The organism is Falsiroseomonas tokyonensis (assembly GCF_019024325.1).
Classification (GTDB): domain Bacteria; phylum Pseudomonadota; class Alphaproteobacteria; order Acetobacterales; family Acetobacteraceae; genus Falsiroseomonas; species Falsiroseomonas tokyonensis.
The window spans coordinates 840,489-853,997 of the sequence record NZ_JAFNJS010000002.1 but is presented as its reverse complement, the minus strand read 5'-3'; the positions used below and the strand labels follow the sequence as shown (position 1 = coordinate 853,997).

The following is a 13,509-nucleotide window of genomic DNA, read 5'->3' as shown; positions in this document are numbered from 1 at the left end:
CACGGGCGGCGCGCGACAGGGCGGTGGACCTCATGCGGCCAGCCGCTCCTCGGCCCCGCGTTCCATCAGGGGCAGGTAGAAGCGGTCGATCAGCTCCAGCACCGCCTCGACCGAATCGGTGCGGTTGACCTCAGACCGGAACTCCGCCGAACCATGCAGGCCTTTGGAATACCAGGAAATGTGCTTGCGGGCCAGCCGCATGCCTGGGTCGCGGCCGTGATGCTCCAGCATGGCGTGGTAATGCGTCAGCAGCGTCGCATATTGCAGGGCGATATCCGGCTCCGGCTCCAGCACACCCGTCTGCAGATAGGTCGCGACGCGGCGCGGCAGCCAGGGGCGGCCGTAGCAGCCGCGGCCGATCATCACCCCATCGGCGCCGGACTGGCGCAGCGCCTCCGCCGCATCCTCCGGGCTCAGGATGTCGCCATTGACAATGACGGGCAGGTCCACCGCCGCCTTCACCTGGGCCACGAAGGCCCAGTCGGCGGTGCCATTGTAGAACATCTGCCGTGTGCGGCCATGCACCGTCACCATGCGGATCCCGCAATCCTGGGCGATGCGGGCCAGCTTCGGCGCGTTCAGCGACTGGTGGTCCCAGCCCATGCGCATCTTCAGCGTGACGGGGACATCCACCGCCTTCACCACCGCCTCGAGGATCCGGGCCGCGCCGATCTCGTCCCGCATCAGGGCGGAGCCGGCGGACTGGCCGAGCGCCACCTTCTTCACCGGGCAGCCGAAGTTGATGTCGACGATGCTGGCGCCGTGCTGCACCACCAGCTTCGCGGCCTCCGCCATCACCTGGGGGTCGCAGCCGGCGAGCTGGACGGAGGCGCCGTCGCCATCCACCTCCACCATCTTCAGCGTGGTCCGGTTCTCCCGCACCATGGCGTTGGAGGCGATCATTTCGCTGACCACCAGGCCGGTGCCCTGGGCGCGGGCCAGGCGGCGGAAGGGCAGGTCGGTCACGCCCGACATCGGCGCCAGGATGACCGGCGTCTCGATGATGGCGCCGCCCAGGTCGATCGGGCGCAGCCTGGGAAGGGTGGAAGTTGCGGTCATGCTCATGATTTGGGCAAGATAAGGCTGGCCTCGCCTTTCGGCAATGCGAAGCATAGGGCGCCAAGGGCCTCTGCCACTTTATCCGGCAGCCCCCTTCCCGCCCGCCTTGGCCTGGGCCGATGCGCGGGCCTCGGCTAGCCTGGGCGCATGATCTGCATCGCCCTTCTGATGGCCGCTGGCAGCGGCAGCCGCTTCGGTGCCGACCGGCCGAAGCAGTATACGGACCTCGCCGGCCGCCCCGTGCTGCGCCATGCGGCGGAGGCGCTTTTGCGGGATGGCGGCGTGGACGCCCTGCTGCCCGTCTGCGCGCCGGATCAGCGCGCGACGGTGCGGGCGATGCTGCACGGCCTGCCCTGCCTGCCGCCCGTGGCCGGCGGCGCCACCCGCCAGGCCAGCGTCCGGGCGGGGCTGGAGGCGCTGGCCGCCGACCCGCCGGATATCGTCCTGGTGCATGACGCGGCGCGCCCGGTGGTGCCGCCGGGCACCATCGCCGCCCTGCGCGCGGCCCTGGCCGATCACCCAGGCGCCATCCCAGCCCAGCCGGTGACGGATACGCTGAAGCGCGGTGCCGCGGGACTGATCGAGGAAACGGTGCCCCGCGCCGGCCTGTTCCGCGCCCAGACCCCCCAGGCCTTCCGCTACCCGGCCCTGCTCGCCGCCCACCGCGCCAGCACCACGGAGGCCACCGACGACGCCCAGCTTCTGGAGGCCGCCGGCCTGGCGGTGGCGCTGGTGCCGGGGCATGAGCAGAACATCAAGATCACCTGGCCGGAAGACCTGGCCCGGATGGAGGCGGCCCTGACGACACCCCTGATCCCCCGCATCGGCACCGGCTTCGACGTGCATCGCCTGGTCGAGGGCCGCCCCATGGTGCTGTGTGGCGTCACCATCCCGGGGCCCATGGGGCTGGATGGCCATTCCGATGCCGATGTCGGCCTGCATGCGCTGTGCGATGCGATCTACGGCGCACTGGCCGAAGGCGATATCGGCCGCTGGTTCCCGCCTTCGGACAACCAGTACAAGGACGCCGACAGCGCCCACTTCCTGCGGCACGCCGCCGGCCGCATCGCCGCCCGTGGCGGCACCCTGGCCAATGCCGATGTCACGCTGATCTGCGAGCGGCCGAAGATCACCCCCCACGCCACCGCCATGCGCGAAAGGCTGGCCGCCCTGCTCGGCGCGCCGCTGGACCGCATTTCGGTCAAGGCCACCACCACGGAACGCCTGGGCTTTCCCGGCCGCGGAGAAGGCATCGCCGCGCAGGCGGCGGTCTGCATCCTGCTGCCGGGCTGAAACGCCCGGTTAAGGGCTTCCGGCGATCCTGCGGCCTCACGGCAATGAGCGAGACCCAGATGCGCAGGATGAGCCTGACCGCGCTGCTCTATCTTCTGGCGGGGCTGGCGCTGGCCAGCGTGGTCGCCATGGCGCTGCCGCAGGCGGAGCGCGTCTATGCCGTCTGGCAGGAAACCGGCCGCATGCTGCGGCTGGAGGCGCTGAGCGCCACCACCACCCGCCTGCTGGCCAGCCTGCCCATCGAGGCGACGAGCTCCCTGCCTGTGCTGCAGCAAGGCACGCCCGAGGCCATCGCCACCAATGCCGCGGCGGCGCGGGAAACCGATGCCGCGCTGGCCGAGCTGCGGGAGCGGGCCGCGGCGCTGCCAAACCTCTCGCCCAGGGCGCGGGAGCTGATCGCAGGCATCCTGGGGCAGGAGGCGCGGATTGCCGCCTTTCGCCGTGGCCTGGCGGCCCGGACGGTCGGGCCCACCGATTCCGCGGCGCTCTTCGTGCCCATTTCCGAGACCGCCCTGGCCCTGGCCGGGCAGCTTGCCATCGCGACGCAGGATGGCGAGCTGGTGCGGATCGGCCTGGCCAACCACGCGCTGCTGAGCCTGCACAACGGCAATATGATGGAACGCGGCGGGGGCCTGCGGATGCTCGGCATGGCGACCCCGCCGCCCGCCTCCGTCGCCCTGTTCCGGCGCGGGCTGGCGACGCAGGACATCTATCGGGAGCGGCTGGGCAGCCTCGCCTCCCCCGAACTGCTGGCCCGCCTGGCCGCCTTCGACGCCTCGCCGGCCCGCGCCGCCCTGCTCGCGCAGCGCGCCGCGATGCAGGCGGACCAGGGCACCAGCATCCCGGCCGCCAACTGGATGGCGGGCTTCGCCGCGCAGGCGGAGGCCTATGCCGGCCTCATCGCCGCCGGCCAGCAGGAACTGGCGGAGGCCGTGGCCGAACGGCGGGAGGATGCCTGGCAGCAGGCCCTGCTGCTGCTGGCCGGGCTGGGCGCCATCCTGGCCATCCTGCTGCTGGTGACGCGGCAGATCCTGCGCATCGTCTCCCGCATCGTGGGCGAGATCGGGCAGAGCCTGCATGCCCTGGGCGAGGGCCGCTTCGAGGTCGCCATCCCCGGCGTGGACCGGAAGGACGCGCTGGGCCTGATCGCCCGCTCCGCCCAGCAGATGCGCGAAAGCCTGTCCGAGGGCCGCCGCCTGCAACAGCAGCAGGAGGCGGAGCGGCAGGCGCGGGAGGAACGTGCGCTGCGCGTCGCCGGCCATGTGCGCGGCTTCCAGGAGACCATCGGCACGCTGGTGCGCACCGTCTCCGACGCCTCCTCCACCCTGGAGCAGACGGCGCGCGGCATGAGCCAGGGCGCGCGGCAGGTGGATGAGCAGAGCCGGCAGGTGGCGAGCAGCGCCGACCTGGCCGACTCCAACGTGCAATCCGTCTCCGCCGCGGCGGAGGAGTTGGCGACCTCCGTGCAGGAAATCAGCCGCCAGCTGGCGCGCTCCACCGAGGTGACGAGCCGCGCGGTGGAGGAAACCCGGCGCAGCGATGGCCTGGTGGGTTCCCTCGCCGAGACGGCCCAAAAAATCGGGGAGGTGCTGGGCCTGATCTCCAATATCGCCGGCCAGACCAACCTGCTGGCGCTGAACGCGACCATCGAGGCAGCGCGCGCCGGCGAATCCGGCAAGGGCTTCGCCGTGGTGGCGAGCGAGGTGAAGACCCTCGCCTCGGAGACCGCCAAGGCGACGGAGGAGATCGGCGCGCAGATCGGCCAGATCCAGGGCGCCACGCGGCATGTGGTGGAGGCCTTCCGCAGCGTCTCCGCCGTGATCGAGGAGGTGAACCAGATCGCCGCCGCCATCGCCGCGGCGGTGGAGGAACAGGGCGCGGCGACGCAGGAAATCGCCCGCAGCATCCAGGCCGCGGCGAGCGCCACTCGCGATGTCGCCGGCACCATCCAGTCCGTGCGCCAAAGCGCCTCCGGCAGCGGTCGCGCGGCGAATGACGTGCTGGGCGCCGCCGAAACTTTGGCCGCCCAGGCCACCACCCTGTCGCGGGAGGTGGGGACCTTCATCGGGCGTGTGGAGGCGGCCTAGGCCAGGAGGGCCTCCAGCTCGACGGTCGGAAAGATCCAGTTCTCCGGCAGCTCCGTCACCACGCCGGAGGCGATGCGGGCGGAGAGCTGGTCGACGAAGCCCTCGATATCCTCCGGGTCCAGGTCGGCGAAATCGGTGTAGCGGTAGCGCCACCAGGCGAGCGCCAGCAGGCGCTCGATCACCTTCTCCCCGAAGCGGTAGCGCTTGATGCGGGCGGGGGAGCCCGCGACGATGGCGTAGGGCGGCACGTCGCGCGTGACGATGGCGCGCGCGCCCACCACGGCGCCATGGCCGATGGTGATGCCGCGCTTCAGCAGGGCCTCCTGGCCGATCCAGACATCATGGCCGATGACCGGCGGCGGCCCCATCACCTCGAAGGGGCGCAGCGGATAGTGCTTGCCGAATTCCGCCGCGCCAAAAGCCTGAAAGGTGGCGCGATAGCTGAAGACATGGGTGGAGACGCGCTGCATCGGGTGCTCATCCGCGCTGACGGCGATGCGGGCGGCGAGCGAGCAATAGCGCCCGGCCTGCAGCCCCGGGCTGTGGCTGTAGCTGAAGGCGCCGAGGCTGGCGGTGCCGCGCCGCGGCATGGCGGAATAGGCCTCCGTCCGCCAGGCATAGGGCAGGCTGACCGTCTCCCCATGCTGGAAGACGCCGTCCACCTTCAGCGGATGGGCGAGGAAGACCCGGCGCCGGCGGAAGAAGTCCTCGATCTCCGCCGACCAGGTGCAGGTGAAGGATCCGGTCCGCCTCGGCGCCGGCGCCTGGCTCAAGCGCGTTCCAGGATCGAGCAGTAGTTCGCCACCGCCGCGCCGCCCATGTTGAAGACGCCGGCGCGGTCGGCCCTGGGCAGCTGCATCTCCCCGGCCGTGCCGGTCAGCTGCATGGCGGCCAGCACATGCATGGAGACCCCGGTGGCGCCGATGGGATGGCCCTTGGATTTCAGCCCGCCGGAGGGGTTCACGGGCAGCCGGCCCTCCTTCGTGGTCCAGCCCTCCAGCGCGGCGCGGGCGCCCTGCCCTTCCGGCACCAGGCCCATCGCCTCGTATTCGATCAGCTCCGCCACCGTGAAGCAGTCATGCGTCTCGACGAAGCTGAGATCGGCGAGCGAAAGGCCCGCCTGGCCGAGCGCTTGGCCCCAGGCGGCGCGGGCGCCCTCGAAGCGGATCACGTCGCGGGAGGCGATCGGCATCAGATCGGTGGCCTGCACCGCGGCGCGGAAGCGCACCGCCTTGGCCATGGATTTCGCGGTTTCCTCATCGGTCAGGATCATCGCCGCGGCGCCGTCGCTGACCAGGGAGCAGTCCGTGCGCTTCAGCGGGGGCGCGACGAAAGGGTTCTTCTCGGATTCGGCGCGGCAGAAGGCGAAGCCGAGGTCCTTGCGCATCTGGGCGTAAGGGTTGGCGACGCCGTTCTTGTGGTTCTTCGCGGCAATGGCGGCCAGCGCGTCGGACTGGTCGCCATGGCGCTGGAAGTAGCTTTCGGCGATGCGGCCGAAGACGCCGGCGAAGCCCGCGGGGATCTCACCCTCATCCTTCCGGTAGCTGGCGCCGAGCAGGATGTCGCCGACCTGCGCGCCCGGCGTCGCCGTCATCTTCTCCGCCCCCACCACCAGGGCGAAGCGGCCGCGCTTGGCCGCCAGGAAATCCAGCGCACCATGGATGGCGGCGGAGCCGGTGGCGCAGGCATTCTCGTAGCGCGTGGTCGGCTTGAAGCGCAGTTCCGGGATGGTCTGCAGCAGCAGGCTCGCGAAGAAGTCCTGCTTGGAGAAACCGGCATTGAAGACGCCGACGAAGGCGCCATCCACCTCCGCCGCCGAAATCCCCGCATCCTCGATGGCCGCGCGGGCGACGCGGCCGAACAGGCTCTCGATATCCGGGTCCTCGAGCTTGCCGAAGGGGGTATGGGCCCAGCCGACGATGCAGGCGGTCATGGCGAATTCCTCCCGATGCTATGATGGCAGGCGACAGGCGACTGATGCGTCTCGCATCAGCCAAGCGGCCGAATGGCCGCCGCGGCCCGTGCCGCGAAGCCAAGTCGGCGGATGCCGACGCCCGGCGTCTGAGGGCAAGGTCACGCGGTCATCCAGCTGGGCTTGCGGCGCTGCTTGAAGCTGGCGATGCCTTCCTCGGCCTCCGGGCTCGCGGCGCGGCGGGCGAAGCTTTGGGCACCGGCCTCGGCATATTCGGGCGGCGAGACGGGGCCGAGGGCCGCCAGCAGCGCCTTGGTTTCCGCCAATGCGCCGGGCGCGCCCTGCAAAATGTCGCCGATGGTGGCCTGCACGGCGAGTTCCAGCGTCTGCGCATCGGCCAGCACCTGGTGCACCAGGCCGCAGCGCGCCGCTTCCGCCGCATCCATCACATGGCCCTGCAGGCACAGCCGCGCGGCCTCGCTGCGCCCCATGCGGCGCACCAGCCAGGGCAGGATCTGCGCTGGCACCAGGCCGCGCCGCACCTCGGGCGCGGAGAAGCGCGCATCCGCCGAGGCCAGGCAGATATCGGCCGCGGTGACGAAGCCGAGGCCGCCGGCATAGGCCGCGCCCTCCACCGCCGCGATCACCACCTGGGGCAGTTCGGCGATGGCGTTGAAGCGGGCGCCGGTCTTCTGGTTGCGGGCGTGCTGGCGGGCCAGCTTCTCCTCGGGCGTCTCCACGGCGCCCACCTCGGTCAGGTCGAGGCCGGCGCAGAAATGGCCGCCGGCGCCGGACAGGACCAGGACGCGGGCGGTGGTGTCGGTCTTCAGCTCCGCCAGCAGCGCGTCCAGCGCCTCGACCAGCGCCTGGCTCATGGCGTTGCGGCGATGCGGGCGGTTCAGCACGGCACGCACCACCGGTCCGTCCCTGGTGATCAGAACGGGATTTTCCTCGGTCATGCGCCCCTTGCTCCCTTGCTGGCCGGGCGAAACTCCGCCCGGCATCCGGTCGCGTCAAGCCGGGGTCAGACCCCCTCGCATTCCCCTTCCCGTTGCGCGGCCCGCAGCGCCGCCACCTCCGCGCGCACCGCCACCAGCTCCGCCCGCAGCGCCGCGAGCTGCTCGCCCACCGGGTCCTCATCCACCGTGGCGCTCAACCCATAGCCGATCGAGGGGTCCTGGCAGGGCTGGCCGCGCGGCGGACGGGCGGGGATTCCGACCACGGTGCAGCCCGGCGCCACCGGCGCCACCACCACGGCATTGGCGCCGACCCGCGCGCCGCGGCCGATGCGGATGGGGCCGAGCACCTGCGCGCCGGCGCCGATCGTCACGTGATCCTCCAGCGTCGGATGCCGCTTGCCCGGCTGGCCGGAGAGGCCGCCGAGGGTCACGCCATGATAGATCAGCACATCGTCGCCGATCTCCGCCGTCTCCCCGATCACCACGCCCATGCCGTGGTCGATGAACAGCCGTCGGCCGATTTTTGCTCCTGGATGGATCTCGATGCCCGTCAGCCAGCGCGCCAGGTGGGAGGAGAAGCGCGCGGCCGCGGGCAGGCCGAGGCCCCACAGCCCATGCGACAGCCGATGCCAGAGCACCGCATGCAGCCCCGCATAGGACAGCATCGCCTCCACCCAGCTCGGCCGCGCCGGGTCCCGGGCGCGGATGGTGCGGGCGAGTTCGATGATTTCGAGCGCCATGGCCTGTCACTCCAGCCAGGGTGGCGTGGGCAGGCCACGCTCACGCAGGAAGCCAGGGTTGAACAGTTTCGACTGGTAGCGCGCGGCGCCGTCACAGAGGATGGTCACCACGGTATGGCCCGGCCCGAGGTCGCGCGCCACGCGGATGGCGGCAGCCACGTTCAGCCCGGCGCTGCCACCGACCGAAATCCCCTCATGCGCCTGCAGGTCGAAGACCTGCTGCAGCATCTCGGGATCCTCGATGCGGATGGCGTCGTCGATCAGGTCGCGGGCCTGGGCGAGGTTGCCGGGGGCGCGGGCGGCCTGGCCGATGCCCTCGGTGATGGAATTGCCCTCCGCCCTGGGCGTGCCGGTCTTCACCCAGTCCAGCAGGCCGGAGCCGCCGGGATCGGCCAGCACGATCCGCACGCCCGGCTTCTTCGCCTTCAGCGCGCGGGCCACGCCCGCCAGCGTGCCGCCGGTGCCGCAGGCGCAGGTGAAGGCGTCGATCCGGCCGCCGGTCTGGTTCCAGATCTCGGGGCCGGTGGTCGCCTCATGCGCCCGGGCATTGGCCAGGTTGTCGAACTGGTTGGCCCAGACCGCGCCCAGCTCCTCCGCCAGCCGCTTCGAGAAGTGCACGTAGTTGCCGGGGTCGCTGTAGGGCTTTGCCGGAATCGCGCGCAGGTCGGCGCCGATCATGCGGAGGTAGTCCAGCTTTTCCCGGCTTTGGGTCTCCGGCACCACGATCACGCTGCGCCAGCCCATGGCATTGGCGGCGAGCGCGATGCCGATGCCGGTATTGCCGGCCGTGCCCTCCACGATCGTGCCGGGCTGGCCGGGCACCAGCAGGCCCTGGTCCATGGCGGCCTTCAGGATGCCGAGGGCGGCGCGGTCCTTCACGCTGCCGCCCGGGTTCATGAACTCCGCCTTGCCGAGGATCTCGCAGCCCGTCGCCTCGGAAGCGCGCCTGAGGCGGATCAGCGGCGTCTCGCCGACCGCCCCCCAGAACCCGTCGGCGATGCGGGCCACCGCGGTCAGGCCTTCACCTCGACCCAGCGGAGATAGGGCCGCTCCGCCTCCCACCCCTGCGGGAACAGCGTCTTGGCCTGCTCATCGCCGATGGCGGGCGGGATGATGGCGCGGTCGCCCGGCCGCCAGTTCACCGGCGTCGCCACCTTCTTCCCATCGGTCAGCTGCAGGCTGTCGATCACCCGCAAGATCTCGTCGAAGTTGCGGCCGGTGCTGGGCGGATAGACCATGAACAGCCGCACCTTCTTCGCCGGGTCGATGACGAAGACGGTGCGCACGGTAATGGCGGGATCGGCATCCGGATGCACCATGCCGTAGAGGGCGGCGACCTTCTTCTCCGGGTCCGCGATCATCGGGAAGTTCACCGCATGGCCCTGCGTGGCCTCGATATCCGCATCCCAGCCCGCATGGCGTTCCAGGCTGTCCACCGACAGGCCGATGACCTTCACGCCGCGCCTGTCGAATTCCGGCTTCAGCCGCGCGGTCTCGCCGAGCTCCGTGGTGCAGACGGGGGTGAAATCCTTCGGGTGGCTGAACAGCACGCCCCAGGAATTGCCGAGCCATTCATGGAAGCGGAGCCTGCCCTGGGTGGTCTCGGCTTCGAAATCGGGGGCCACCTGGCCGAGCTGGATGGTCATGGCGTCCTCTCTGCCTGTCGCGTCATGGGGACGATAAGGGGATTTCGAAGCCCGATTCCAGACGGCCCGCCGGCCCGTTCCCGGCTGCCACGGCATCGTGCATGCTCCATTCGCATGGCCGCGCCGCTTGCCTTTCCCCAGCCCGAGCGGATGGAGACGGAGACGGTCGTGCGGGCGGCCGGATGGGGAAAATAATTCAGATGCCGGATCCTGGGCTGGAACCGCTTCAGGCGCAGGATCTGGCGCTAATCGCGCTGGGTCATGTCGGGCAGGAATGGCCGCAGAAGCTGGACCATGTGCTGACCGGGCCGATGGACCTGCTGCGCCCTGCCCTGCTGCATCCCATGTTCCATGGCAGCTTCGACTGGCATTCCTGCGTGCATGCGCATTGGCTGCTGGCCAGGCTGCTGAAGCTTTTTCCCGATCTGCCGGCTGCGCCCGCCATCCGGGCGCGCTTCGACGCCGCCTTCACCGCGGAGAACACTGCCGCCGAGCGCGCCTATCTCGCCCGCCCCTCCGCGCGCGGCTTTGAGCGGCCCTATGGCTGGGCCTGGCTGCTGAAGCTGCATGCGGAGCTTGTTGGCACCCCCTGGCATGCCGTGCTGGCACCGCTGGCGGCGGACTTCGCCGCGCGCTTCCGCGACCACCTGCCGCGCGCGGACTACCCGATCCGCGCCGGCGTGCATGGCAATACTGCCTTCGCCCTGCTGCTCGCGGCCGATTGGGCCGAGGCGCAGGACCCGGCGCTGCTGGCCCTGCTGCAGGACACCGCCTGGCGCTGGTACGGCGCCGATACCGATTGCCAGGCCTGGGAGCCCTCGGGCGAGGATTTCCTCTCCCCGGCCCTGGTCGAGGCCGCCTGCATGGCACGGCTGCTGGGGCCCGCGCGCTTCGGCCCCTGGCGGGACGCCTTCCTGCCCCGCCTGGCCGCGCGGCAGCCCGCAAGCCTTTTCACCCCTGCCCGCGTCTCGGACCGGCAGGATGGCCGGATCGTGCATCTGGACGGGCTGAACCTGTCCCGCGCCTGGTGCCTGCGCCGCCTGCTGGCCACGCTGCCGGAGGGCGATCCGCGCACCGAGGTGCTGCGGGCGGCGGCCGAGGCGCATCTGGCTGCCAGCCTGCCGCATCTGGAGGACAGCTACATGGGGGCCCATTGGCTCGCCAGCTTCGCGCTGCTGGCGCTGGAGAACTGAGCTTTCAGACGCCGGGGGAGAGCCAGGGCAGCCGGAACTGCCAGAGGCCGGACCAGATGACGAAAAGCATCAACCCGGCCCCGAGGGAATGCGCGCCCACCAATCCCGCCGCGCCGATCCGCCCGCTGCGCACGCCCAGAACGCTGACCCAGATGGCAATCGGATAATAAAGCAGCGTGGCGCTGACCAGCCCCGGGGAATAGCTGTCCGCCATCAGGGTGGTGACCAGATGGAAGATAAAATTCCAGAAAAGATTTCCGCTGGCCCAGCTCATGAAGAGAAAGGCGGAAATCGCGGAGCGGCTGCGGGAGGCCCAGGCGGAGAGCCCCAGCAGAATGCACATGAAGAGGAGATTGTTCAGCAGGAAGCCACGGTCGTCCATCCGGGCCTGCATGTGCAGGGTCATCCATGCCGGGAATCCCGCCAGGAATTCCTCGGGAATATGGATCGCATAGGCGACCGGAAGGGCCCAGAGAAAGCGTTCGAACCGCAATGCCACTGCCATGGGCCAGCCGCCGCGCAACCATGCTGAGGATGGCCCGCCCCTTGCGGGGCGGGCCGGCCGATCAGGCCCGGAAATCCTCGACGGACTTGCCGCGGGACAGCGCCTCGGTCAGCCAGCCGGGCCTGCGGCCGCGGCCGGACCAGGTCTCGCCCTTGGGCGAGCGGTATTTGACCGGCACCGGCTGTCCGGCATCCTTGCGTGGCTTGCGGCGGCCGGTGGAGGCGGAGGGTTCCTGGGGGCCGCGGCCATAAAGCTCACCGACATCGATCCCCAATGCGGCCGCCTTCTGCGCGAATTCTTCCATCAGCGCCGCCTTGGCGCCTTCCAGCTTCTCCTGCCGCTTGGCCTCGGCGGCCGCGATAAGGGCGGTGAGTTCCGCCACGCTCAGGCTGTCGAGATTGATCGGAGATTTTTCAGCCATGTCCTGCATCCCAATTCAGCTAGCAGAACTGCGCTACGCCGATTTGCCGCGTTTCGCAAGATTCGCCTGCAATGCGGGTGGCGGGGATTATACCGGCTGAAAGGATATCCACTTCGCGGGATATCCTAATTTTGGCACGGGACCGGATTGTATTGGAAGTACATCAGAGCGGATGCCAGGCCGCAATGCGAGGGCCGGCGCGGTACAGGCGGAAATGGCGCACCCGGAGGGATTCGAACCCCCGACCAACGGAGTAGAAATCCGATGCTCTATCCAGCTGAGCTACGGGTGCGAAGCCGGGGTCAGTGGGACCAATTCTCGCCGCGGCCGAACTTGAAATTGTCCGCATAGGCCTTCGGCTTGATATCGGCGCGGACCGTCGGCGGCTGCGCCACCTCATACCGCCAGCCGCGGCTTTCGGCATAGGCGATGGCCGCCTCGGCCGTCGGGAAGCGCAGCTTCACCTGGGCCCGGGTATCGCCGGAGCCCGGCCAGCCCGTCATCGGGTCCAGCTGCTTCGGCTCGCCGGGGGCGAATTCCAGCAGCCAGGCGCCGGCGCCGGCGCGGCCGGATTGCATGGCGGATTTCGGCTGGCGGTGGATGCGGGCAATCTGGCTGTCGCGCGACATGAGGCTGCGGTCTTCCTCGGAAGGCTAGGGTCTCGGCGCGCTTCCTTACACAAAAGCGCGCCGCCTGTCGCCGGGGTGGCGAGGACCAGCATGCCCGGCTTCCGCTAACGCCCGGTCAAGCACCGCCCGCCGATACTGCGGCCCCGCCCCGGAGGCCGCCTTGCAACCGCCCCTCGTCGCCCCGCCACTGCTGCTCTACGACCTGCCGGATGTCGCGGTCTATGCCATCTACATGCTGGGCGCCGCCCTGCTGGCGGTGCTGACCTGCCGCCTTGTGGCGCCGCGCCTGCCGCTGCCGGAGGACAAGGCGCATATCGACATGGCGATGCGCACCACCGCCGCCGTGGTCTCCGCCCTGACGCTCACCCTCGCCTTCTGCGCCATCCAGGCCCGCACCCAGCTGGCCGAGGCGCAGCGCGTGGTCTCGGTGGAGGTCTCGGCGATCGGCGGCATGGCGCGGCTGGCGGATCGGATCGGCCCGCCCGGCGCCGCGCTGCATGCCGGGCTGCTGGCCTATCTGCGCAGCATCGCGGAGCAGGAATTCCCGACCATGGCCGATCACGGCCGGCATCCGGAAACCCAGCGCCTGGCCGAGGCGGTGGAGCATGCCGCCTATGCCGCCGCCGCCGCCGGCCTTTCCGACGTGATGGCGCAGGACCTGCTGCAGCAGGCGGATGACCTGGACACGGCGCGGGAGGAACGGCTGCGCCATGCGGCGGATGGCCTGCCAAGCGCCTTCTGGATGCTGATCCGCCTGCTGATGCTGCTGCTGCTGGCCACCGGGGCGCTGTATCCGCCGAAGGGCCATGTGCTGGCCATGCTGGGCATCCAGGCCGCCGGCGTCGCGGCGCTGATCGCCTTCGTCTTCCTGATGGACCAGCCCTTCCGCGGCACCCTCTCGGTCTCCCCCGCGCCCTACCGCACCCTGATCCAGGGCGCGACGCATCGGGCGGAGGTCGCGGCCGCGGTGCGTCGGGGCCTGATGGTGGCGCAGCCGCCGCCCAGCCCGGGCGCCGCGCGCCTGGCCGGGGATGACCCGCAGCCGCCCAGGCCCTAACTAGCCCT

Annotated in this window: 14 protein-coding genes and 1 tRNA gene; 4 read left to right on the top strand and 11 right to left on the bottom strand. The window is 70.5% G+C overall.

Annotated features, from left to right (window positions below):
* Positions 1-30 precede the first annotated feature (30 nt).
* Positions 31-1,065, bottom strand: coding sequence for a tRNA dihydrouridine synthase DusB (gene dusB, locus J3S20_RS10270; protein WP_216836329.1), 1,035 nt, complete (start codon positions 1,063-1,065; stop codon positions 31-33).
* A gap of 141 nt (positions 1,066-1,206) precedes the next feature.
* On the opposite strand from dusB, the gene J3S20_RS10265 reads away from it, so the two are divergent.
* Together J3S20_RS10265 and J3S20_RS10260 are read left to right on the top strand one after the other, a co-directional pair.
* A complete protein-coding gene (locus J3S20_RS10265) occupies positions 1,207-2,352 on the top strand; it encodes a bifunctional 2-C-methyl-D-erythritol 4-phosphate cytidylyltransferase/2-C-methyl-D-erythritol 2,4-cyclodiphosphate synthase (RefSeq protein ID WP_216836328.1) in 1,146 nt (381 codons plus the stop codon).
* 68 nt (positions 2,353-2,420) lie between these two features.
* Positions 2,421-4,439 (top strand): methyl-accepting chemotaxis protein, encoded by a 2,019-nt coding sequence (locus J3S20_RS10260; protein WP_216836327.1) that lies wholly within the window; start codon positions 2,421-2,423, stop codon positions 4,437-4,439.
* Here the strand turns inward: J3S20_RS10260 and J3S20_RS10255 are convergent.
* From J3S20_RS10255 to J3S20_RS10230, 6 genes are all read right to left on the bottom strand, one after another.
* Entirely contained in the window at positions 4,436-5,212 is a 777-nt protein-coding gene (locus tag J3S20_RS10255; protein WP_246602533.1) for a CatB-related O-acetyltransferase, read from the bottom strand. The two genes, J3S20_RS10260 and J3S20_RS10255, sit on opposite strands and share 4 nt — an antisense overlap.
* On the bottom strand, positions 5,209-6,372 hold the full coding sequence (locus tag J3S20_RS10250; protein ID WP_216836326.1) for an acetyl-CoA acetyltransferase: 1,164 nt from the start codon (positions 6,370-6,372) through the stop codon (positions 5,209-5,211). The genes J3S20_RS10255 and J3S20_RS10250 overlap by 4 nt, the downstream gene beginning before the upstream one ends.
* A gap of 140 nt (positions 6,373-6,512) precedes the next feature.
* Positions 6,513-7,310: an enoyl-CoA hydratase/isomerase family protein gene (locus J3S20_RS10245; RefSeq protein ID WP_216836325.1), complete on the bottom strand. Its 798-nt coding sequence runs from the start codon at positions 7,308-7,310 to the stop codon at positions 6,513-6,515.
* A gap of 65 nt (positions 7,311-7,375) precedes the next feature.
* Positions 7,376-8,050: a serine O-acetyltransferase gene (gene cysE / locus J3S20_RS10240; protein WP_216836324.1), complete on the bottom strand. Its 675-nt coding sequence runs from the start codon at positions 8,048-8,050 to the stop codon at positions 7,376-7,378.
* 6 nt (positions 8,051-8,056) lie between these two features.
* Positions 8,057-9,058: a cysteine synthase A gene (locus J3S20_RS10235; protein ID WP_216836323.1), complete on the bottom strand. Its 1,002-nt coding sequence runs from the start codon at positions 9,056-9,058 to the stop codon at positions 8,057-8,059.
* Positions 9,059-9,063: 5 nt separating this feature from the next.
* Positions 9,064-9,696 (bottom strand): peroxiredoxin, encoded by a 633-nt coding sequence (locus tag J3S20_RS10230; protein WP_216836322.1) that lies wholly within the window; start codon positions 9,694-9,696, stop codon positions 9,064-9,066.
* 200 nt (positions 9,697-9,896) lie between these two features.
* On the opposite strand from J3S20_RS10230, the gene J3S20_RS10225 reads away from it, so the two are divergent.
* On the top strand, positions 9,897-10,889 hold the full coding sequence (locus J3S20_RS10225; protein ID WP_216836321.1) for a DUF2891 domain-containing protein: 993 nt from the start codon (positions 9,897-9,899) through the stop codon (positions 10,887-10,889).
* Positions 10,890-10,893: 4 nt separating this feature from the next.
* Here J3S20_RS10225 and J3S20_RS10220 read toward each other — a convergent pair whose 3' ends face one another.
* The 4 genes from J3S20_RS10220 to J3S20_RS10205 form a co-directional block, all read right to left on the bottom strand.
* The gene (locus J3S20_RS10220) at positions 10,894-11,394 is read right to left on the bottom strand and encodes an HXXEE domain-containing protein (RefSeq protein WP_216836320.1); all 501 of its coding nucleotides are present in this window, start codon (positions 11,392-11,394) and stop codon (positions 10,894-10,896) included.
* Positions 11,395-11,455: 61 nt separating this feature from the next.
* On the bottom strand, positions 11,456-11,815 hold the full coding sequence (locus J3S20_RS10215; RefSeq protein WP_216836319.1) for an H-NS histone family protein: 360 nt from the start codon (positions 11,813-11,815) through the stop codon (positions 11,456-11,458).
* Positions 11,816-12,030: 215 nt separating this feature from the next.
* Positions 12,031-12,107 (bottom strand) — tRNA-Arg (locus J3S20_RS10210).
* A 10-nt stretch (positions 12,108-12,117) separates the two neighbouring features.
* Complete coding sequence (locus J3S20_RS10205) at positions 12,118-12,444, bottom strand: ETC complex I subunit (protein ID WP_216836318.1); 327 nt, start codon at positions 12,442-12,444, stop codon at positions 12,118-12,120.
* A gap of 160 nt (positions 12,445-12,604) precedes the next feature.
* Between J3S20_RS10205 and J3S20_RS10200 the strand changes: the two genes are divergently transcribed.
* A complete protein-coding gene (locus J3S20_RS10200) occupies positions 12,605-13,501 on the top strand; it encodes a bestrophin-like domain (protein ID WP_216836317.1) in 897 nt (298 codons plus the stop codon).
* Positions 13,502-13,509 lie beyond the last annotated feature (8 nt).